The following is a 21340-nucleotide window of genomic DNA, read 5'->3' on the forward strand; positions in this document are numbered from 1 at the left end:
GTGAGAAAAGCAAAAAGGGTCGGCAAATGCCGGCCCTTTTTTTATCGCGAGAGTCCCTTACAGCCCTCCGGCGTCGCGCTTGGTATTCGGTGCCGGCGTGGACGGCGGCGTACGGCCGTTGTTGGTCAGCCGCGACAGCGTCTCGGTACGCACCTGGAACGGTGGGTACGGCAGCGTGATGCCGTGCTCACGGTAGCCTGCCAGGATCAGCTGGTGGATCTCGTGGCGCAGCGGCATGCGGTGGCCCATCTCGGCGGCGTAAATACGCATCTCGAAGATCTGGATGCCTTGCTGCAGGTCGACCAGGTAGACCTCCGGCGCCGGGTTATCCAGCACCAGCGAGCAGCGCTCGGCGGCGTTCATCAGGATCTTGGTCACCTCTTCACTGTTGGCTTCGCCCGGCGCCGGTACGGTCAGCACCACACGAGTCAGGTTATCCGACAGCGACCAGTTGACGAACTGCTCGGTGATGAAGGCTTTGTTCGGCACGATGATCTCTTTGCGGTCCCAGTCCGAGATGGTGGTGGCGCGGGTGTTGATCTTGGTGACGGTGCCGGTCAGGTTGCGGATCGTCACGGTATCGCCGATGCGGATCGGCTTCTCGAACAGGATGATCAGGCCGGAGATGAAGTTGGAGAAGATCTCCTGCATGCCGAAGCCCAACCCCAGACTGAGCGCGGTGACCACCCATTGCAGTTTCGACCATTCGATGCCGATCCAGGCGAAGCTGAGCACTGCGCCAAACAGCAGCAGCAGGTACTTGGTGATGGTGGTGATGGCGTAGCCGGTGCCTGGCGACAGATCGAGGTGCTGCAGCACCGCCAGCTCCAGCAGCGCCGGCAGGTTGCGCACCAGCTGCATGGTGATGATCAACACCAGAATGGCGATCAGAACCGCGCCGAGGGTGATCGGATGGGCGGTTTCCACGCCGTTCACCGTCGAGGTGACGTCCCACAGCGAGATGTTTTCCAGGAAGGCGAACGCGGAGTGGATCTCCGACCACAGCACGATCACCGACACCAGCGCGATCAGCGTCAGGATCGAACGCACCAGCCGCAGCGACTGGGCGCTGATGGTGTCCAGATCGAAGTCTGAATCGTCCGGATCGATGGATCCTTCGGTACTGTTCGGGGTATGCGAAGTTTCGTCTTCGCCGCGGGCGCGCTGGGCCAGAATGTCGGCGCGGCGCTGTTTGGCGCGATCGAAGGCGATGCGCCGCCGCTGGATCAACATCCAACGGCGAATGATGTGGTAGATGACCAGCAGCAGGAACCAAATCGCCACCGAGGTTTCCAGGCGCGCCAACAGCGCCTGCGCGGTGGTGAGGTAACCGACGGTCGACGCCAGCGCCGCCAGCAGCGGCGCCGACAGCAGCAGCCCCCAAAAGGCGCTGTTGAGCATGTTGTCGCCGGAGCCGTTTTTATCCAGATACAGCGGGATGCCGGCGCGTTTCAGGCTGTGGGTGACCAGCGCCAGCGCCAGACACAGCAGGATGAAGCACAGCCGCCCCAGCGTATTGGCGAACTCGCGCTCTTTCAGGCTATCGAAGGTGATCAGCGCCATGATCAGCGGCACGATCAGCCAGATCGACATTTTGTAGTAGCGCATGGCGCGCGAGACCTGCTTCGCCGGCCAGCGGAAGTGCACGATGAACAGCCCCTGCGGGTGGGCGAAGGCGGCGCAGATCATACAGATCCACAGGATCGGCAATGTGGCGGTCACCCCTTTGCCGATCGCTTCCGCCACCGGGTAGTTCCAGGCGCTTTGCAGGCCGTAGCCGAGTGCGGCCCACAGTACCGGCAGCGGCATCGCCACCAGAATCGACCAGAACACGGTGCGCACCGTCAGGAAGAATTCATCCTGCGTCACCTTGCCGACGCGGCTGCTGGCGCGCTCGAGGAAGGCGTGATAGTGCTTGCGCGAACTGATGCTGAAAATCACCAGCAGCAGGGCGCCGAAGATCGGGATCAGCGTTTCGCGGCTGGTCACCATCATCATGAAGGCGCCGCCGAGCTGCGACAGCGTATCCAGCGACAGGACGCGCGTCAGATCGTGCGCCACGTTGAGCGGGTAAGAGAAGTTGATCGGATTGACGTCCGGCACCCAGAACAGGTAGCGGTGGGTGGCGTCGCGAATTTCGTTCAACGCTTCGATCAGCTGGGTGTTGGCCACCTTCAGCTTGGTCAGCTCGAGAATTTGGGTGTCGCAACCGGACAACAGCGAGTTCAGCAGCTCGCGCTGGGTGCGCAGCTGGGCATCGACGATGCGCTGCTCCTGGTTGGTCAGTGCGCTGCCGTCGTCGCGTTTGAACTCGCGCTGCGACAGTTTTTCCAGCTGGCTTTCAAACTGCAGGCGTTGCACGCGCAGCTGGGCCATGTCGCCGTCCAGCTGTTGCGGTTTGGGCATTTCCGGCAATGTCGCCACCTGGGCGCGCAGGGTTTCCCCCAGCGCCGACGACGAACCGAGCCACTGGGCCTGTTCGATGATGGTGCTCAGCGCCTGGCGCACCTGCAGTGTCTGCGCCGCCGCCTGCCGCTGCTGCGATGAAATCAGATCCATGCGCTGCGCCTGGTTGTTCAGCGCGGCGGACAGTTCGCGGTTGATCTGCAGCTGTTGGCTGATGCTCTTCGGCAGATCGCCGTTCTGCTCGGCCAACTGCTCGGTTTTTTCCAGCGCCAGTTCCGCTTCGCGTTGGCGCTGGGCGTTGAGGTTGTTGCGCAGCGCCTGCAGCTGAACGTCTATTTTCTCGTGGCGCTTTTTATAGACTTCGGCGCGCATGCGCGCCAGCTCCTGGCGATTGTTGGCCGACAGCTGCGCCAGCTCCAGTTCGTCTACTTTGGCCTTGCGCGCCGCGGCTTCGGTCTGCAGCAGGGCCAGGGCGGCCTGCGCGTACGGCGTGGTCGGGTTGGCGGGCTGCGCCTGCAAACGGCGCTGCACTTCGGTCAGCGCGCGGCGGGCGTCGGTCTGCTGCTGCGGCAACTGGCCGAGCGAGTCGCTGATTTCCCGGGTGCGATCCTGCTCTTGCTGCAGCAGGCGTGCCTGTTCCAGTAGCAGGCTGCTGGTTTGCAGGATCTGCTGCTCCAGATCGGCCGCCGGGAGATCGTCGCCGTTCGGCAGGATCTTGTTGCTTTCCAGCACCAGCTGCCGGCGCAACTCCTGCGTCATCTTCGGGAAATCGTCGATCACCCTCTGATACTGCTCGGAGCGAGTCTGCGACTCTTTACGCTCCGTCAGCCAGTTGAGAGCGCTTTGCAGCGCTTCGGTGGTCTCCGCCTGATTCGGCGCGTTTTTGCTGCTTTCCGCCTGCTTCAGCTCCTGTTTGAGCTGGTTCTCGGTCGGCACGGGGGCGGCCAGCGCCGGTTGCCACAGCAGGCAACCGAGCAAAAGCGTGATGATCAGGCGCACGGCGTCGATTCCTTTAGAGCGGGGTCTGTGGTGTTTCAGCGGCGGCCGGAATTTCGGCGAAGGCCTCACCCATGCGGGTGACGGTGCCGTTATGCAGCTGCGGCGCGAACTGTACGCTGCCTGCGGTAAACAGGTTGATCACCGTGGAGCCGAGCTTGAAACGGCCCATCTCGGCGCCTTTTTCCAGCGCGATGGCACCTTCTTCACCGGCGGCCGGGTAGGTCCAGCGCTTGATGATGCCTTCGCGCGGCGGCGTGACGGTGCCGGCCCAGACGGTTTCGATGCTGCCGACGATGGTGGCGCCGACCAGGATTTGCACCATCGGCCCGATGTCGGTGTCGAACACGCAGATCACGCGCTCGTTGCGCGCGAACAGGTTAGGCACGTTGGCGGCGGTGAGCGGGTTGACCGAGAACAGATCGCCCGGCACATAGATCATCTCGCGCAGCACGCCGGCGCACGGCATGTGTACGCGGTGGTAATCGCGCGGCGCCAGATAGGTGGTGGCGAACAGGCCGTTGCGGAACGGCTCGGCCAGCAGATAGTTGCCGGCCAGCAGCGCTTCCAGACTGTAATGGTGGCCTTTAGCCTGGAAGATTTGATCGTCGCGGATCGGACCGAGCTGGCTGATGGCGCCGTCGGCGGGCAGCGCCAGCCAGTTGGCGTCGGCGATGATAGGGCGTGCGCCGTCGCGCAGCGGGCGCACGAAGAAGTCGTTGAAAGTGGCGTAAGACGCCAGGTCCGGATTTTGCGCTTCCTGCATCTCTACGCGGTAGTAGCGGGCGAAGGTCTTGACCACCAGTTGGGTCAGCCAGCCGGCCTGTTTGTCCGCGCCCCAGCCCGCCAGGCGGGTCAGCGCCAGCTTAGGCAGCCAATATTGCAATTTAATCTTGATGCTATCCAGCACGTTAACCTCGTGAATCAGGGTAAAGGGCGCGCATTGTAACGAGGGCTCCGCCGTCGTCAATCCCGCCCGTCAGTGTCAGTCTGCGGCGTCCGTGAAGTTCTTGCGAACCTTCACCTGCGCCATGCTTTCCAGAATGCGGTGATAGTTGTCGAAACGCTCTTCCGCGATATCGCCTTTCTCCATCGCCTCGCGAATGGCGCAGCCGGGATCGGTATCGTGGCGGCAGTCGCGGAATTTGCAACCGCCTAAATAATCACGGAATTCGACAAAGCCACGGGTGATTTGTTCCGGCTCCAGGTGCCACAGGCCAAACTCGCGCACCCCTGGAGAGTCGATCACATCGCCGCCGTGCTGGAAATGGTACAGCCGCGCGGCGGTGGTGGTATGTTGCCCGAGGCCCGATACGTCGGAAACCTGATTTACCAGAATTTGCTCTTCGGACGGCGGCAGCAGCGCGTTCAGCAGGCTGGACTTGCCGACCCCGGACTGACCGGCGAAGATGCTGATGCGCCCGGCCAGCGCCTGTTCGAATTCCTCCATGCCTTCCCGCGTCTGGCTGGAGACTTCCAGCACCCGGTAGCCAATCTTGCGATAGATATCCATCATGCCGTCGACCAGCTTGCGCGCTTCGGCGTCCAGCAGGTCAATCTTGTTGAGCACGATCAGCGGCTCGACTTCGAGCGTTTCGCAGGCCACCAGATAACGGTCGATGATGTTCAGCGACAGCTCGGGCAGGATCGCCGACACGATGACTATCTGATTGATATTGGCGGCGATCGGCTTCACGCCGTCGTAGAAATCCGGGCGCGTCAGCACCGAGGTGCGTTCGTGCACTGCTTCCACAATGCCTTTTACCCCTTCATGGGCGCCCAGGCCGGGGCGCCACACCACGCGATCGCCGGTCACCAGCGAACGCAGCGTGCGGCGGATGTTGCAGCGGTGCTGAGTGCCATCCGGCGCCTCAACGTCGGCGTGCATGCCGAAACGGCTGATGACGACGCCTTCCTGCGGCTCGCCCAGTTGGGAATCATCAGGTTCCGGTTTGTTGTCAGCGCGCTTCAGACGGCGCTGATGGTTCGCCTGCACGCGGCGTTGCTGGCCTTTGGACAGTTTGTTCTTACTCACTGCGCCTCACTTGAATCGGTTTTATACCTTTACGTATACGCACAGCTGCGGCGGGGGACTTTCCCCGGGCGCAGCCTTGAACCCGTCAGGGTATATGTCGCCCAGGGCGACCAAAAAGACTATGATACACGCTATTTTATATTAAATAACCGTTGTTAGCCGCCGGCTGCGGCGCGTCGCCACCGGCGGCGCCCGCCGTCTCGTCCGCGCAGCGTTTTTCTCTCGGCTTTTAGGCAGGAAACATCATGACAGGAAACGAAAATAACCTGATTTGGATCGATTTGGAGATGACCGGTCTGGATCCCGAGCGTGACCGCATTATCGAAATCGCCACGCTGGTCACCGACGCCAACCTGAACATCCTGGCGGAAGGGCCGGTGATCGCCGTGCATCAAACCGATGAGCAGCTGGCCCTGATGGACGAGTGGAACGTGCGCACCCATACCGGCAGCGGATTGGTGGAGCGAGTGAAAGCCAGCCGTCAGGACGATCGCGCCGCCGAGCTGGAAACCATCGCCTTCCTGCAGCAATGGGTGCCGGCCGGCAAATCGCCGATCTGCGGCAACAGCGTAGGCCAGGATCGCCGTTTCCTGTTCCGCTATATGCCGGAACTGGAGGCCTACTTCCATTACCGCTATCTGGATGTCAGCACGCTGAAGGAGCTGGCGCGCCGCTGGAAGCCGGAAATTCTCGGCGGCTTTAAGAAGCAGGGCACCCATCAGGCGCTGGGTGACATCCGCGAATCGGTGGCCGAACTGGCTTATTACCGCGAACATTTCATTCAGCTTTAAGGCGATAGCAGCCCCTGTGGAGAAAAAACGCCGTTTTTAGCCGCTTAATTCGCCAATCTGGCGCTTTAATCGGCAATCAAACAAAAATCGCGTTTTTTTGCTTTCAGGGGCTTGCGACAAAAAGGATTTCTCGTATAATGCGCACCCCGTACCGATGAAGAATTTCGTAACGTTCCACCATCGATACGCCGGGCGGGAATAGCTCAGTTGGTAGAGCACGACCTTGCCAAGGTCGGGGTCGCGAGTTCGAGTCTCGTTTCCCGCTCCAAATTCAACAATGTCGCGATGCGGCATGATGAATAAATAAAGCAGTATCAAGCAGTATCTATGCGACGCGGGAATAGCTCAGTTGGTAGAGCGCAACCTTGCCAAGGTTGAGGTCGCGAGTTCGAGCCTCGTTTCCCGCTCCAAAAATTCAAAGGTCACGCCAGTATTTGGTGGCCGGATGCCAAAAGCATCTCAATGCGGGAATAGCTCAGTTGGTAGAGCACGACCTTGCCAAGGTCGGGGTCGCGAGTTCGAGTCTCGTTTCCCGCTCCAATTTTCTCTTCGTTTCAAACTCAAATCCAACGCCTTGTCGGGCGCGGATTTTTGTCCCGTTTTACACACCCGGTAAAAACGTTGTGAACAGAGTTATCCACAGCCTCTGTACATAAACCCGCCTGCCTGAAAAATCAACGTCATACAAATTAAATATTTATTGCTTTGATTTATAAGCTTATTTATTTATGCCGAAACGTTATGCCGATCACTTGCTCTTTTTGTTGCAGTTGAAAGACAACGTGTTTTTATTTTTATACACAAATCCACAGAGTGAGTCGCTCGGGCGGCATGACTGTGCGATGTACGCCCTCAGGCGTCGCGCGGCAGGCCTTTTTCCACAGCCCGTATCAACCGTTTTTTCTGCGCCGTCTGCACCTCAATGCCCTGCGCTTCGCGGCGGGCGAGCTGTTGCGCCAGCGCCCAGTGGATATGTTCGTCCAGCATGGCGTCCTGCTCCAAACGCGCGCGCAGTGCGAGTACGATGCTGTCCTCATAAGGCGCGTTGCCCAGCGCCACCGCGATATTGCGCAGCCAGCGCAGGTGGCCGATGCGGCGTATCGCCGAGCCTTCGGTGATGCGCAGGAATTTTTCTTCCGTCCAATTGAACAGATCGATCAGCTGCGGCGCATGCAGCGCGGCGCGCGGGCTGAAGTCGTCTTCATCGGTGAGTTGCGAAAAGCGGTTCCACGGGCAGATCAGCTGGCAATCGTCGCAGCCGTAGATGCGGTTGCCGAGCAGCGGGCGGAACTCTTCCGGGATCGCGCCTTCCAGCTCGATGGTCAGGTAGGAGATGCAGCGCCGGGCGTCGACGGTATAGGGCGCGACGATGGCACCGGTCGGGCAGGTGGTGATGCAGGCGACGCAGCGGCCGCACTGCTCTTCCTGCGGCTGATCCACCGGCAGCGGCAGATCGATCAGCAGTTCACCGAGGAAAAACCAGGATCCGGCTTCGCGGTTGAGAATTAGTGAGTGTTTACCAACCCAGCCAATACCCGCTTTGGCGGCCAGCGCGCGCTCCATCACCGGCGCCGAATCGACAAAGGGACGGAAATTCAGCTCGCCGCAGTATTCCTGGATTTGATCGCCCAGCTTTTTCAGGCGCTGGCGCAACAGCTTGTGATAATCGCGCCCCAGCGCGTAGCGGCTGACGTAACCCAACTGCGGGTTTTGCAAGGTGCTGGCGAACGCCGCCTTGGCCGGCAGGTAGTTCATGCGCACGCTGATCACCCGCAGCGTGCCCGGCAACAGCTCGTGAGGGCGCGCGCGCAACATGCCGTGGCGCGCCATCCATTCCATCTCGCCGTGGTACTGTTTGTCGAGCCAGGCCTGCAGCTTCGGCTCTTCAAGGCTCAGATCGGTATCGCAGATGCCAACCTGCTGGAATCCTAGCGATTGCCCCCATTGCTTGATATGTTGGGCGAGTTGATGGAGATCGAGGGGGTGCGTCATGACGGGCCACAGTGAAAAAGCATACGTTGACAGTTTACCACACTCTGTCTGGCCTGCGGACTGGATCCGGCGTTCGGAACCTGCGGCGGCGGCCTCGCTCGGTATTTCTCTTTACGATTTGATGCAGCGCGCCGGTCAGGCGGCCTACGCGCTGGCGCGCAACGCTTACCCCTCACGCGACCACTGGCTGGTGCTCTGCGGCCACGGCAACAACGGCGGCGATGGCTATGTGACGGCGCGCCTGGCGAAGGCGGCGGGCGTGCAGGTGACGGTGATCGCCTGTGAAGGCGCACGGCCGTTGCCGCCGGAGGCCGCTGAAGCCCGCCTGGCCTGGCTGGCCGCCGGCGGCGATATTCTGCCGGCGCACAGCCGCTGGCCTGAACGAGTCGATCTGATCATCGACGCTCTGTTAGGCACCGGTTTAGGCAGTGCGCCGCGTGCGCCTTACGATGCGCTGATCGAAGCCGCCAACCGCCATTCGGCGCCGGTGGTGGCGCTCGATATCCCGTCCGGCCTGCTGGCAGAAAGCGGTGCGGCGCCGGGGGCGGTGGTGCGTGCCGCACACACCGTCACGTTTATCGGTCTTAAGCCGGGGTTGCTGACCGGCCAGGCGCGCGATTGGGTCGGGCAACTTCATCAGAATACGCTAGGCTTATCGGGTTGGTTGGCAAAGCAACCGGAGCAGATTCAGCGGCTTACCGCCGAAGTGCTGCCGCGCTGGCTGCATCCGCGCCGTCCCTGCGCCCACAAGGGCGAACATGGCCGTCTGCTGTTGGTGGGCGGCGACCGCGGATTCGGCGGCGCCATTCGCATGGCGGCGGAAGCGGCGCTGCGCAGCGGGGCGGGATTGGTGCGAGTGCTCACTCACATTGAACACGTTGCGCCGCTGTTGGCGGCCCGACCGGAGTTGATGGCACAGGCGTTGGACGAAGCGACGCTGCGGCAGGCGATGCAGTGGGCGGATGTGCTGGTGATTGGCCCGGGGTTGGGCCAGACTGAGTGGGGCAAAAACGCGTTGAACGTGCTGCAAACCAGCGATAAACCGGCTTTGTGGGACGCCGATGCGCTGAACTTGCTGGCATTAAATCCCGAGAAACGGCAGAATCGCGTGATGACTCCGCATCCCGGGGAGGCGGCGCGGCTGTTGAGCTGCAGCACCGCCGACATCGAGAGTGATCGCTTACTTGCCGTGCGTAACCTGACGGCGCGTTATGGCGGCGTGGCGGTGCTGAAAGGCGCCGGAACGCTGATCGCCGATGAGCGGGGGCAGATGGCGATCGCCGACGTCGGCAACGCCGGCATGGCCTCGGGCGGCATGGGCGATGTGCTGTCGGGCATCATCGGCGGTTTGCTGGCGCAAAAGCTCTCGCTGTATGATGCTGCCTGTGCGGGCTGCGTCGTACACGGCGCGGCCGGCGATCGCGTAGCGGAAAGACAAGGTACAAGAGGCATGTTGGCGACCGATTTACTGCCGGACATCCTTCATTTCGTTAACCCTGAGTGGGCAAAATAGACTTTATCGAATGAAAGAACTCGTTTTACCTCTGCCGGACGAGGCAGCGACTGTCGCTTTGGGCACCACTTTGGCCAAGGCTTGCGATCGCGCCAGCGTCATCTATCTGTACGGCGACCTGGGCGCCGGTAAAACCACCTTCAGCCGTGGCTTCCTGCAGGCGTTGGGGCATCGGGGCAACGTCAAAAGCCCGACCTACACGCTGGTGGAGCCTTATGCCCTGCAGCCGCTGGCGGTGTATCACTTCGATCTGTATCGCCTGGCCGATCCGGAAGAGCTTGAGTTTATGGGCATTCGCGATTACTTCGCGCAAGACGCCATCTGCCTGGTCGAATGGCCGCAGCAGGGCACCGGCGTGCTGCCGGAGCCGGATCTGGCGTTACATCTGCGCTATCAGGGCGAAGGACGAGAGGCGCAGATCGAGGCGATTTCCGCTTACGGCGGCCAATTGTTAGACCGTATCCATGGATCACAGGGATGATGCTGCAATGACGCATGCGTTGAAAAAATTTGCGATCGTCATGTTGATCGCCGTGCTGGGGCCGCTCGGCGCGCTGAACGCGCTGGCGGCGTCTTCGCTGTCCGATATCAAAGTCTCTAACGCCCAGCGCGAAGCGACGGTGTCGGTGAGTTTCAATGGCCCGCCGGACTACGCGTTTTTCCCGCTGCACGGCCCGGATCGCGTGGTGTTGGACGTCAACCAGAAAGGCAAGGTCGGCGGCCTGCCGCTCAATTTCAGCGGCCAAAACCTAGTGAAAAGCATTCGCTCCAGCGCGCCGAAAGACGCCCAGAGCGTGCGCCTGGTGTTTGATCTGACCCAGCGCGCCAAAACCCGAGTTTCCACCCGTCAGAACGGCAGCGTACACACCGTGGTCTTCACCATTACGGCCGAAGGCGGCGCCAATGCCGTGGCGCGTAAAGCGCCGGTGCAAACGCCTGCGCCGGTGGCGGTCAGCCAACCGCCGCGTCAGGCGCCGGTCGCGGTGCGTGAAGCGCCGGAGCCGCCGCTGCGCAAAGCGCCGCCGGGTTCAAACCCCTTTACCAATAAACAGAGCGTGGTCGCAGGCACCGCCACCGAGGTGACGCCGCGCAGCAGCCGCGTTTCCGCCGGTTCCGGCGATCGGGTGGTGGTGGCGATCGACGCCGGCCACGGCGGTCAGGATCCGGGTGCCATCGGCCCGACCGGCCTGAAAGAGAAGAATGTCACCATCGCCATCGCGCGCCGTCTGCAGGCGATGCTGGACGCCGATCCGCAGTTCAAGCCGGTGCTGACGCGTAACGGCGACTATTTCATTTCGGTGATGGGGCGTTCCGACGTCGCGCGTAAGCAGGGCGCCAACGTGCTGGTTTCCATCCACGCCGACGCCGCGCCGAACCGCAGCGCCAGCGGCGCTTCTGTTTGGGTGCTGTCCAACCGCCGCGCCAACAGCGAAATGGCCGGCTGGCTCGAACAGCATGAGAAGCAGTCCGAGCTGCTCGGCGGCGCCGGCGATCTGCTGGCCAACAGCCAGGCCGACCCTTATCTGAGCCAGGCGGTGCTGGACCTGCAGTTCGGCCACTCGCAGCGCGTGGGGTACGATGTGGCGGTGAAAGTGCTGCAGCAGCTGCAGAGCGTCGGATCGCTGCATAAACGCCGGCCGGAACACGCCAGCCTGGGCGTGCTGCGTTCGCCGGATATCCCATCGCTGCTGGTGGAAACCGGATTTATCAGTAATAGCACGGAGGAGCGGCTGCTGGGCAGCAGCGCGTATCAGGAGAAGATTGCCAAGGCCATCCATAACGGTCTGCGCAGCTACTTCCTGGCGCATCCGCTGCAAGCCGACCCAAAGGTGGAAAACCGACCGCTGGACGTCGCAGCGGCGGTTAACACCTCAACACCAGACGTGCGCCAGCCGGAGCCTATCGTCAGCTCGGCCGGCGCGAGCCGCAGCCAAAGCGGCAAAACCCAGATCCACGTGGTGAAGCGGGCGGAGACGCTGTCCGGCATCGCCGACAGCTACGGTACGACCATGGCGGCGCTGCGGGATCTGAACAAACTGAAGAAAGACGGCGTATGGGTCGGGCAACGCCTGAAGGTGCCGGCGGGGAAAAACGCCGCCATCACTACCGTCGCCAAGGCGAAAACGCCGGCGAAGAAGCCGTCCAAACATAAAGTGGCCCGTGGGGATACGCTCTCCTCCATCGCTTCTCGTTACGGCGTCAGCGTCGGCGATCTGAAACGGGTCAATAATCTGAAGTCGGACGTCGCGCCGCTGGATCGGACGCTGACCATTCCGCAGGCCTAGCGCCATCGCTACAGGAGTCAGCATGCCTATCCAGGTGTTACCGCCACAGCTCGCCAACCAGATCGCCGCCGGAGAGGTGGTTGAACGCCCCGCGTCGGTGGTCAAGGAGCTGGTGGAAAACAGCCTGGACGCCGGCGCGACGCGTATCGACATCGATATTGAACGCGGCGGCGCCAAGCTGATCCGCATTCGCGACAACGGCTGCGGCATCGGCAAGGACGACCTGGCGTTGGCGCTGGCGCGGCATGCCACCAGTAAAATCAGCACGCTCGATGACCTGGAGGCGATCGTCAGCCTCGGTTTTCGCGGCGAAGCGCTGGCCAGTATCAGCTCGGTTTCCCGTTTAACCCTGACGTCGCGCACCGCCGAGCAGAGCGAAGCGTGGCAAGCCTACGCCGAAGGGCGTGAGCAGGCGGTGACGGTCAAACCCGCCGCGCATCCGGTCGGCAGCACGCTGGAAGTGCTGGATCTGTTTTACAACACCCCGGCGCGTCGCAAGTTCATGCGCACCGAGAAAACCGAATTCGGCCATATCGATGAAGTGGTGCGGCGCATCGCGCTGGCGCGTTTCGATGTGGCGATCAACCTCAGCCATAACGGCAAATTGATCCGCCAATACCGGGCGGCGAAGGAAGAAAGCCAACACGAGCGCCGTTTGGGCAGCATCTGCGGCCCGGCGTTTTTGCAGCATGCGCTGAACATCGACTGGCAGCACGGCGATCTGAGCATCCGCGGCTGGGTGGCGGATCCGGCCGGCGCGCGTCAGCTGGGTGAAATGCAGTATTGCTACGTCAACCGCCGCATGATGCGCGATCGGCTGATCAATCACGCCATTCGTCAGGCCTATCAGGATCAGTTGAAAGACGATCAGCAGCCCGCTTACGTGCTGTACCTGGAGGTCGATCCGCACCAGGTGGATGTCAACGTTCATCCAGCCAAGCACGAGGTGCGTTTCCATCAGGCGCGGCTGGTGCACGATTTTATTTATCAGGCGGTGACCACCGTGCTGCAGCAGGCCGGCCAAACGCCGCTGCTGCCGCTGACGGAAACGCCTGACGAAGAACCAGCGCCGGTCTGGCAGCAGGAAAACCGCGTCGCCGCCGGCGGCAACCATTTTTCTCAGCCTGCGCCGCGCCGCGAAACGCCGCCGCAGGCCGGCGTCGCCCGCGAGCGTGCACCGCAGCCGGGTTGGCAAACGGCGGGCGGTTACCAGAAACGCGAAGGCGAGCTGTACGGCAAACTGATCCAGCCCGCCGCAGAGCCGCCGGCCGACGCCGAGTCGGAAACCCCGAGCAAGCCACCGCTGTTCCCGCCGGTGAAAGCCGCAGCGGAAGTACCGCTGGCGGGCGGGCAGCACAGTTTTGGCCGGGTGCTGATGATTTATCCGCCATGCTATGCGTTGATTGAGCAGCGCCAACTGCCGGCACTGCTCAATCTGACGGTGGCCGAACGCTGGCTGCGTCAGGCGCAGCTCAACCCGTCGGCGGAGGGGCTGCGGCCGCAACCGCTGCTGATCCCGATCAAGCTGACGCTGAGTAAAAACGAAGCGGCGGCCATTGCGCGGCATCAGACGCTGTTGGCGGCGATGGGGCTGGATCTGCAGACAGATCATGGCCGTGTGACGTTGCGCGCAGTGCCTTTACCATTACGCCAACAAAATTTACAAAAACTGATACCCGAACTGTTAGGCTATCTGGCCGAACATCAGGAGATGTCGCCCGCGGTGCTGGCTACCTGGCTCGCTCGTCGCCTTGGCAGCGAACATGAACAGTGGAACACCTCGCAAGCGATACAATTGCTGACCGACGTTGAACGACTTTGCCCGCAGCTGGTCAAATCGCCACCGAGCGGACTTTTACAACCCGTTGATTTACAGGCCGCACTGGCGGCCCTCAAGCATGACTGAAACTGAAATGACACCACGTCCCCCGGCTATTTTCATCATGGGGCCGACCGCCTCGGGCAAGACCGCGCTGGCGATCGCGCTGCGCGAACGCCTGCCGGTGGAGCTGATCAGCGTCGATTCCGCGCTGATTTATCGCGGCATGGATATCGGCACCGCCAAGCCGAACGCCGAAGAATTGGCGCAGGCGCCGCACCGGCTGATCGATATCCGCGATCCCGCCGAAGCTTATTCGGCGGCGGAGTTCCGCGCCGACGCGCTGAAAGAGATGGCCGACATCACCGCCGCCGGGCGCATTCCGCTGCTGGTGGGCGGTACCATGTTGTATTTCAAGGCGTTGCTGGAAGGATTGTCGCCGCTGCCGTCCGCCGATCCCGCAGTGCGCGAGCGCATCGAACGGCAAGCGGCGGAGCTGGGTTGGGAGGCGTTGCACCGGCAGTTGCAGGCGATCGATCCGGTCGCGGCATTGAGAATTCATCCGAATGATCCGCAGAGACTGTCCAGAGCACTGGAAGTTTTTTTTATTTCGGGTAAAACTTTAACGGAACTGACTCAAATTTCGGGTGAATCGTTACCGTATCAAGTTCACCAATTTGCGATAGCGCCGACCAGCCGTGAGTTGATCCATCAACGCATCGAGCTGCGGTACCATCAAATGTTGGCGGCGGGTTTTGAGACGGAAGCGCGTGCACTTTTCGCACGGGGTGATTTGCATACGGACTTGCCCTCCATTCGCTGTGTCGGTTACCGCCAGATGTGGTCATACTTGTCTGGTGAAATTAGTTACGATGAGATGGTTTATCGTGGTATTTGCGCAACACGTCAGTTGGCTAAACGCCAGATGACCTGGTTACGGGGTTGGGAGTCGGTCCATTGGTTGGACAGTGAAAAGCCGGGAGAGGCTTTGGACTCGGTGACACAGGTTGTTAGTGCATAGGTTGGGTGATTGTGTACAATTGCTGAGTATTCAGCGCGCAAATTTTTACGTCGTTTATTTTAGAGCCGACAGGTTCTTAGTTACAAACAACAAGCAAATAAGGAAAAGATAGAATGGCTAAGGGGCAATCTTTGCAAGATCCGTTCCTGAACGCATTGCGTCGTGAACGTGTTCCGGTTTCTATTTATTTGGTGAATGGTATTAAGCTGCAAGGCCAGATTGAGTCTTTTGACCAGTTTGTCATCCTGTTGAAGAACACGGTTAGCCAGATGGTGTACAAGCACGCTATCTCTACCGTTGTCCCGTCACGTCCGGTTTCGCATCACAGCAACAACCCGAGCGGCGGTTCAAGCAACTATCACCATGGCAACAATCCGTCTGCGCAGCAACAGTCGCAGCAGGAAAGCGATGACGCTGAATAAAGCGCGTTGCAAGTCAACCATGACGGGGAGCATAAGCAGCCGCGCGCTGTTTATGTCCCCCAAACTCACGGTGAGTGTCCGTTTGAGAGGTTGCACGCTTGTTTGACCGTTATGAAGCCGGTGAGCAGGCCGTACTGGTTCATATCTATTTCTCGCAAGACAAAGATACGGAAGACCTCAACGAGTTCGAATCGTTGGTTTCCTCAGCCGGTGTCGAAGCTTTGCAAGTGGTGACTGGTAGCCGCAAAGCCCCGCATCCGAAGTACTTTGTCGGCGAAGGAAAGGCCGAAGAAATTGCAGATGCGGTGAAAGCCAGCGGCGCGTCTGTTGTCCTGTTTGATCATTCCCTTTCCCCGGCGCAGGAAAGAAACCTTGAGCGCCTGTGCGAATGCCGGGTGATCGACCGCACCGGGTTGATTTTAGACATCTTTGCCCAGCGTGCCCGCACCCATGAAGGTAAGCTGCAGGTGGAGCTGGCGCAGTTGCGTCACATCGCCACGCGTCTGGTGCGCGGCTGGACGCACCTGGAGCGGCAAAAAGGGGGGATAGGCCTGCGCGGGCCGGGGGAAACCCAGCTTGAGACCGACCGTCGCCTGTTGCGCGATCGCATCAGCTTGATTCTGCGCCGCCTGGAGCGGGTAGAGAAGCAGCGTGAACAAGGCCGACGCGCGCGGACCCGCGCCGATGTGCCGACCGTATCGCTGGTGGGCTACACCAACGCCGGCAAATCCACCCTGTTTAACCGAATAACGTCTGCCGAGGTGTATGCGGCGGACCAGCTATTTGCCACCCTGGATCCTACGTTGCGGCGCATTGATGTGCCGGACGTGGGAGATACCGTGTTGGCGGATACCGTAGGCTTTATCCGGCACCTGCCGCACGATCTGGTGGCCGCCTTCAAGGCGACGCTGCAGGAGACGCGCCAGGCATCGCTGCTGCTGCACGTCATCGACGCGGCGGATCCGCGCGTCGATGAGAACATCGAAGCGGTGAACACCGTGCTGGCGGAGATCGACTCGGATGAAATCCCTACACTGTTAGTGATGAACAAAATAGATATGCTGGACGATTTTGTGCCGCGTATCGACCGCAACGACGAAAACCTGCCGATCCGGGTGTGGCTGTCCGCCGCCAGCGGAGAGGGTATTCCGTTGCTGTATCAGGCGTTGACGGAGCGCTTATCGGGGGAGATCGCGCATTACGAATTGCGCTTACCGCCACGGGCAGGCCGTCTTCGCAGCCGTTTTTACCAGCTTCAGGCGATTGAAAAAGAGTGGAACGAGGAGGACGGCAGCATTGGCGTGGTGGTGCGAATGCCGATCGTCGAATGGCGTCGTCTCTGCAAGCAAGAACAGGACCTGATTGACTTTATCGTATGATCATATCCTGTTACATTTATGCTTCGCGAAAGCCTGAAGTACCCAATCACAGAATATGGAGCTAAAACATGGCGTGGAATCAGCCCGGTAATAACGGACAGGACCGCGACCCGTGGGGGAGCAGCAATAACAATGGCGGCAACTCTGGCGGTAACAACAAAGGCGGTCGTGATCAAGGGCCACCTGATTTGGACGATATCTTCCGCAAACTGAGCAAGAAATTGAGCGGTTTCGGCGGGGGCAAAGGCTCCAACAGCAATAGCGGCGGCACCGGCACCTCTGGTCCGGGCTTCAGCGGCCGCATTATCGGTATCGCGGCGGTCGCCGTGGTGGTGATCTGGGCCGCCAGCGGCTTCTACACCATCAAGGAAGCCGAGCGCGGCGTCGTGACGCGTTTCGGCAAGTTCAGCCACCTGGTGCAGCCGGGCCTGAACTGGAAACCGACCTTCATCGACGACGTGCGTCCGGTAAACGTGGAATCCGTGCGCGAGCTGGCGGCGTCCGGCGTGATGCTGACCTCCGATGAAAACGTGGTGCGCGTGGAAATGAACGTGCAGTACCGCGTGACCAACCCGGAAGCGTACCTGTTCAGCGTCGTCAATGCCGACGACAGCCTGAGCCAGGCGACCGACAGCGCCCTGCGCGGCGTGATCGGTAAATACTCGATGGACCGCATCCTGACCGAAGGCCGTACCGTGGTGCGTAACGACACGCAGCGCATGCTGGAAGAGACCATTCGTCCTTACAACATGGGCATCACGCTGCTGGACGTCAACTTCCAGGCGGCGCGTCCACCGGAAGAGGTGAAGGCGTCGTTCGACGATGCGATCGCCGCGCGTGAGAACGAGCAGCAATACATCCGTGAAGCGGAAGCTTACGCCAACGAAGTTCAGCCGCGTGCGAACGGCCAGGCGCAGCGTCTGCTGGAAGACTCCAAGGCTTATAAAGACCGCACCATCCTGGAGGCTCAGGGTGAGGTGGCGCGCTTTGCCAAACTGTTGCCGGAATACAAGTCCGCTCCGCAGATCACCCGTGAGCGTCTGTATATCGAAACCATGGAAAAAGTGCTGGGCCATACCCGTAAGGTGTTGGTGAGCGACAAAGGCAACAACCTGATGGTGCTGCCGTTGGATCAGATGCTGCGCGGCCAAGGCGCGGCACCGGAGAGCGGCAACAAGGATACCAGCCTGATTCGCCTCAATCCGAATCCTGCGCCGGCTGCCAACAGCAGCGCTCCGCGCACCAGCGGCGGTTCGATTATGGATCAGCGCCGGGCGAATGCGCAGCGTGACGACACCACTCGCGTAGGGAGAGAGTAATCAATGCGTAAGTCTTTTGTAGTTATTGTCCTCGCGGTGCTGGTGGTGCTGTACGCTTCGCTGTTCGTGGTGCAGGAAGGCCAGCGCGGCATCGTGCTGCGCTTCGGCAAGGTTCTGCGCGACGGCGAAAACAAGCCGCTGGTGTATGCGCCGGGTCTGCACCTCAAGATCCCGTTCATTGAAACCGTGAAGAACCTGGATGCGCGTATCCAGACCATGGACAACCAGGCCGATCGCTTCGTGACCAGCGAGAAGAAAGACCTGATCGTCGACTCCTATCTGAAGTGGCGCATCAGCGATTTCAGCCGTTACTATCTGGCGACCGGCGGCGGCGACGTCTCCCAGGCTGAAGTGCTGCTGAAACGTAAGTTCAGCGACCGTCTGCGTTCCGAAATCGGCCGCCTGGACGTGAAAGACATCGTGACCGACTCGCGCGGCAAGCTGATGTCCGACGTGCGTGACGCGCTGAACACCGGCACCGTGGGCGACGGCGAGGAAGTGGCGACCACCGAAGCCGATGACGCTATCGCCTCTGCGGCGGCGCGCGTTGAGCGGGAAACCACCGGCAAACAGCCGCAGGTGAACCCGAACAGCATGGCGGCGCTGGGCATCGAAGTGATCGACGTGCGTATCAAGCAGATCAACCTGCCGGCCGAAGTGTCCGACGCCATCTACCAGCGTATGCGCGCCGAGCGTGAAGCGGTAGCCCGTCGTCTGCGCTCGCAAGGCCAGGAAGAAGCCGAGAAGCTGCGCGCCAGCGCGGACTACGAAGTGACCCGTACCCTGGCGGAAGCCGAGCGTCAGGCGCGTATCACCCGCGGTGAAGGCGATGCCGAAGCGGCCAAACTGTTCGCCAATGCGTTCAGCCAGGATCCGGACTTCTATGCCTTTATCCGCAGCCTGCGCGCCTATGAAGCCAGCTTCAAGGACAACCAGGATGTGCTGGTACTGAGCCCGGACAGCGATTTCTTCCGCTACATGAAGTCGCCTGATACCCTGCGCAAATAAGCGCGGCAGGCAATCTGATCGAGGGCCCGTTTACGCGGGCCCTTTCTCGTTTTTGGGGGATGCATGAACTCAACGATTTGGCTGGCGCTTGGGCTGGTTCTGGTACTGGAAGGATTGGGGCCGATGCTGTTTCCGCAGGCCTGGCGCAAAATGATTGTGGCGATGTCGCAGCTGCCGGACGCGACGCTGCGGCGATTTGGCGGTGGAATAGTGGTTGCGGGCTGCGTGATCTACTACATGTTGAGCGGCCGCACGGGTCTTTAAAGTCTAGCCCAAAATTTATGCAATCGTATGCTAAAAGTGCTGAAAATCGAAAATTACGGTGGTAGAATCCATTTTTAAGCAATCGGTGATTTTGAAAAATGGGTAAGAACGTCGTCGTACTGGGCACCCAATGGGGTGACGAAGGTAAAGGCAAGGTTGTAGACCTGCTGACTGAACGGGCTCAATATGTTGTGCGCTACCAAGGTGGCCATAACGCTGGCCACACTCTGGTAATCAACGGTGAAAAAACCGTCCTTCATTTAATTCCTTCAGGTATTCTGCGTGAAAACGTCACCAGCATCATCGGCAACGGTGTTGTTCTGGCGCCGGACGCGTTGATGAAAGAAATGGGTGAACTCGAAGCGCGTGGCATCCCGGTACGCGAACGTCTGTTACTGTCTGAAGCTTGCCCGTTGATCCTGCCTTACCACGTTGCGTTGGATAACGCGCGTGAGAAAGCGCGCGGCGCGAAAGCGATCGGCACCACCGGTCGCGGCATCGGCCCGGCTTACGAAGATAAAGTGGCTCGTCGCGGCCTGCGCGTCGGCGACCTGTTCAACAAAGAAACCTTCGCCGTTAAGCTGAAAGAGATCGTCGATTACCACAACTTCCAGCTGGTCAACTACTACAAAGTTGAAGCCGTCGATTATCAGGCGACGCTGGACTATGTGCTGTCTATCGCCGACATCCTGACCGCCATGGTGGTTGACGTTTCCGAACTGCTGGACGGCGCGCGCAAGCGTGGCGATCTGATCATGTTCGAAGGCGCTCAGGGCACCCTGCTGGATATCGACCACGGCACCTATCCGTACGTGACCTCTTCCAACACCACCGCAGGCGGCGTAGCTACCGGTTCCGGCATTGGCCCACGTTATGTGGACTACGTGCTGGGCATCGTGAAAGCTTACTCTACTCGCGTGGGTGCAGGTCCGTTCCCAACCGAACTGTTCGATGAAACCGGCGAGTACCTGTGCAAGCAGGGTAACGAGTTCGGCGCCACCACCGGCCGTCGTCGTCGTACCGGCTGGCTGGATGCCGTAGCGGTGCGTCGTGCGGTGCAGATCAACTCACTGTCCGGCTTCTGCCTGACCAAACTGGACGTCCTGGACGGCCTGAAAGAAGTGAAGATCTGCGTGGGTTACCGCATGCCGGACGGCCGCGAAGTGGACACCACTCCGCTGGCGGCAGAAGGCTGGGAAGGCATTGAGCCTATCTACGAAACCATGCCGGGCTGGAGCGAAACCACCTTTGGCGTGAAAGAGCACAGCAAGCTGCCTCAGGCTGCGCTGAACTACATCAAGCGCATCGAAGAAGTGACCGGCGTACCGGTAGACATCATCTCTACCGGCCCGGATCGCAGCGAAACCATGATCCTGCGCGACCCGTTCGACGCATAATCAGGCTTTGCGGCACTAAACAAACCGGGCGCGTCCCGGTTTGTTTTTATCCTGACTCCCTCCGATTGCGGCTTCACGTCAAAAAATCCTTTCATAAACCCGCCTTAGGGTGCGGGATTCGCTAAATAATTAGCGACGAACTCTCCGGCTGGTTTATTATCCAATGAGTAATCTTTTGAATAGCGCCGAAAAGCGGCGTATCAGACGGGTAAAGTGATACCCAGAGGTAAGATGTGCAGTTAACAAGTTTTACTGATTATGGCCTGCGGGCGTTGATCTACATGGCTTCGTTGCCGCAGGACAAGATGACCAGCATCTCGGAAGTGACCGAGGTTTACGGCGTGTCTCGCAACCATATGGTGAAGATCATCAATCAGTTGAGCCGGGTGGGTTTTGTCACGGCGGTGCGCGGCAAGCATGGCGGCATCCGTTTGGGCAAACCGGCCGAGAGCATTCGCCTCGGCGACGTAGTGCGGGCGCTGGAGCCGCTTGCGCTGGTTAACTGCAGCAGCGAGTTTTGCCACATCACCCCTGCCTGCCGACTGAAGCAGGTGCTCCAGCAGGGCGTACAGAATTTCCTTGAAGAGCTGGATAAGCATACGTTGGCCGACATGGTCGAAGACAATCCGCCGCTCTACAAGCTATTGCTTGTCGAATAAAACGACGTTGAGAAGACAAGGCTCAACGTCATCC

17 protein-coding genes and 3 tRNA genes are annotated in these 21340 nt (G+C 60.4%); 16 read left to right on the forward strand and 4 right to left on the reverse strand.

The features are described 5' to 3' along the window. Positions 1-57: 57 nt before the first annotated feature. The 3 genes from mscM to rsgA all read right to left on the reverse strand — a co-directional run bounded on the left by mscM (position 58) and on the right by rsgA (position 5437). Positions 58-3405: a miniconductance mechanosensitive channel MscM gene (gene mscM / locus ACRAWE_RS18330; RefSeq protein WP_019453391.1), complete on the reverse strand. Its 3348-nt coding sequence runs from the start codon at positions 3403-3405 to the stop codon at positions 58-60. Positions 3406-3418: 13 nt separating this feature from the next. Continuing rightward, entirely contained in the window at positions 3419-4312 is an 894-nt protein-coding gene (asd, locus tag ACRAWE_RS18335) for an archaetidylserine decarboxylase (protein WP_019453390.1), read from the reverse strand. A gap of 75 nt (positions 4313-4387) precedes the next feature. After that, a complete protein-coding gene (rsgA, locus tag ACRAWE_RS18340) occupies positions 4388-5437 on the reverse strand; it encodes a small ribosomal subunit biogenesis GTPase RsgA (protein ID WP_432525701.1) in 1050 nt (349 codons plus the stop codon). A 245-nt stretch (positions 5438-5682) separates the two neighbouring features. Between rsgA and orn the strand changes: the two genes are divergently transcribed. The 4 genes from orn to ACRAWE_RS18360 all read left to right on the forward strand — a co-directional run bounded on the left by orn (position 5683) and on the right by ACRAWE_RS18360 (position 6768). Next, entirely contained in the window at positions 5683-6228 is a 546-nt protein-coding gene (gene orn / locus ACRAWE_RS18345) for an oligoribonuclease (protein WP_432525702.1), read from the forward strand. A gap of 192 nt (positions 6229-6420) precedes the next feature. Next, a tRNA-Gly gene (locus ACRAWE_RS18350) sits at positions 6421-6496 on the forward strand. 66 nt (positions 6497-6562) lie between these two features. Beyond that, a tRNA-Gly gene (locus ACRAWE_RS18355) sits at positions 6563-6638 on the forward strand. 54 nt (positions 6639-6692) lie between these two features. Next, positions 6693-6768, forward strand: a tRNA-Gly gene (locus ACRAWE_RS18360). A gap of 312 nt (positions 6769-7080) precedes the next feature. On the opposite strand, the gene queG is transcribed toward ACRAWE_RS18360, so the two are convergent. Then, on the reverse strand, positions 7081-8220 hold the full coding sequence (queG, locus tag ACRAWE_RS18365) for a tRNA epoxyqueuosine(34) reductase QueG (protein ID WP_074055428.1): 1140 nt from the start codon (positions 8218-8220) through the stop codon (positions 7081-7083). Between queG and nnr the strand changes: the two genes are divergently transcribed. From nnr to nsrR, 12 genes are all read left to right on the forward strand, one after another. Then, entirely contained in the window at positions 8219-9733 is a 1515-nt protein-coding gene (gene nnr / locus ACRAWE_RS18370) for a bifunctional ADP-dependent NAD(P)H-hydrate dehydratase/NAD(P)H-hydrate epimerase (RefSeq protein ID WP_197667630.1), read from the forward strand. The genes queG and nnr overlap by 2 nt on opposite strands. Positions 9734-9743: 10 nt before the next feature. Further along, on the forward strand, positions 9744-10214 hold the full coding sequence (gene tsaE / locus ACRAWE_RS18375) for a tRNA (adenosine(37)-N6)-threonylcarbamoyltransferase complex ATPase subunit type 1 TsaE (RefSeq protein ID WP_025159581.1): 471 nt from the start codon (positions 9744-9746) through the stop codon (positions 10212-10214). Positions 10215-10221: 7 nt separating this feature from the next. Then, positions 10222-12018, forward strand: a complete 1797-nt coding sequence (gene amiB, locus ACRAWE_RS18380; protein ID WP_063918011.1) for an N-acetylmuramoyl-L-alanine amidase AmiB — start codon at positions 10222-10224, stop codon at positions 12016-12018. A 22-nt stretch (positions 12019-12040) separates the two neighbouring features. Next, a complete protein-coding gene (gene mutL / locus ACRAWE_RS18385; RefSeq protein ID WP_154747211.1) occupies positions 12041-13924 on the forward strand; it encodes a DNA mismatch repair endonuclease MutL in 1884 nt (627 codons plus the stop codon). Beyond that, on the forward strand, positions 13917-14858 hold the full coding sequence (gene miaA / locus ACRAWE_RS18390) for a tRNA (adenosine(37)-N6)-dimethylallyltransferase MiaA (RefSeq protein ID WP_063918013.1): 942 nt from the start codon (positions 13917-13919) through the stop codon (positions 14856-14858). Before mutL ends, miaA begins: the two co-directional genes overlap by 8 nt. A 113-nt stretch (positions 14859-14971) precedes the next feature. Next, complete coding sequence (hfq, locus tag ACRAWE_RS18395) at positions 14972-15280, forward strand: RNA chaperone Hfq (RefSeq protein ID WP_019453381.1); 309 nt, start codon at positions 14972-14974, stop codon at positions 15278-15280. A gap of 98 nt (positions 15281-15378) precedes the next feature. Further along, positions 15379-16659, forward strand: coding sequence for a ribosome rescue GTPase HflX (hflX, locus tag ACRAWE_RS18400; protein WP_004933675.1), 1281 nt, complete (start codon positions 15379-15381; stop codon positions 16657-16659). A gap of 68 nt (positions 16660-16727) precedes the next feature. Beyond that, positions 16728-17978 carry an FtsH protease activity modulator HflK gene (hflK, locus tag ACRAWE_RS18405; RefSeq protein WP_019453380.1) on the forward strand — a complete coding sequence of 417 codons (1251 nt, stop codon included), beginning with the start codon at positions 16728-16730 and terminating at the stop codon, positions 17976-17978. A gap of 3 nt (positions 17979-17981) precedes the next feature. Further along, positions 17982-18986 carry a protease modulator HflC gene (hflC, locus tag ACRAWE_RS18410; protein ID WP_004933669.1) on the forward strand — a complete coding sequence of 335 codons (1005 nt, stop codon included), beginning with the start codon at positions 17982-17984 and terminating at the stop codon, positions 18984-18986. Positions 18987-19049: 63 nt separating this feature from the next. Next, a complete protein-coding gene (locus tag ACRAWE_RS18415) occupies positions 19050-19250 on the forward strand; it encodes a DUF2065 domain-containing protein (protein WP_004933666.1) in 201 nt (66 codons plus the stop codon). 98 nt (positions 19251-19348) lie between these two features. Further along, positions 19349-20647, forward strand: a complete 1299-nt coding sequence (locus ACRAWE_RS18420) for an adenylosuccinate synthase (protein WP_025159583.1) — start codon at positions 19349-19351, stop codon at positions 20645-20647. Positions 20648-20880: 233 nt separating this feature from the next. Beyond that, positions 20881-21306, forward strand: coding sequence for a nitric oxide-sensing transcriptional repressor NsrR (nsrR, locus tag ACRAWE_RS18425; RefSeq protein ID WP_015376391.1), 426 nt, complete (start codon positions 20881-20883; stop codon positions 21304-21306). Positions 21307-21340 lie beyond the last annotated feature (34 nt).

The organism is Serratia sp. BFP-2025, assembly GCF_050880365.1.
GTDB lineage: Bacteria > Pseudomonadota > Gammaproteobacteria > Enterobacterales > Enterobacteriaceae > Serratia > Serratia surfactantfaciens.

Coding starts and splice junctions, on each gene's coding strand:
- queG (WP_074055428.1), bottom strand. CDS start 8,220: ATGACGCACCCCCTCGATCTCCATCAACTCGCCCAACATATCAAGCAA.
- hfq (WP_019453381.1), top strand. CDS start 14,972: ATGGCTAAGGGGCAATCTTTGCAAGATCCGTTCCTGAACGCATTGCGT.
- tsaE (WP_025159581.1), top strand. CDS start 9,744: ATGAAAGAACTCGTTTTACCTCTGCCGGACGAGGCAGCGACTGTCGCT.
- ACRAWE_RS18420 (WP_025159583.1), top strand. CDS start 19,349: ATGGGTAAGAACGTCGTCGTACTGGGCACCCAATGGGGTGACGAAGGT.
- orn (WP_432525702.1), top strand. CDS start 5,683: ATGACAGGAAACGAAAATAACCTGATTTGGATCGATTTGGAGATGACC.
- miaA (WP_063918013.1), top strand. CDS start 13,917: ATGACTGAAACTGAAATGACACCACGTCCCCCGGCTATTTTCATCATG.
- ACRAWE_RS18415 (WP_004933666.1), top strand. CDS start 19,050: ATGAACTCAACGATTTGGCTGGCGCTTGGGCTGGTTCTGGTACTGGAA.
- mutL (WP_154747211.1), top strand. CDS start 12,041: ATGCCTATCCAGGTGTTACCGCCACAGCTCGCCAACCAGATCGCCGCC.
- hflK (WP_019453380.1), top strand. CDS start 16,728: ATGGCGTGGAATCAGCCCGGTAATAACGGACAGGACCGCGACCCGTGG.
- nnr (WP_197667630.1), top strand. CDS start 8,219: ATGACGGGCCACAGTGAAAAAGCATACGTTGACAGTTTACCACACTCT.
- hflC (WP_004933669.1), top strand. CDS start 17,982: ATGCGTAAGTCTTTTGTAGTTATTGTCCTCGCGGTGCTGGTGGTGCTG.
- amiB (WP_063918011.1), top strand. CDS start 10,222: ATGACGCATGCGTTGAAAAAATTTGCGATCGTCATGTTGATCGCCGTG.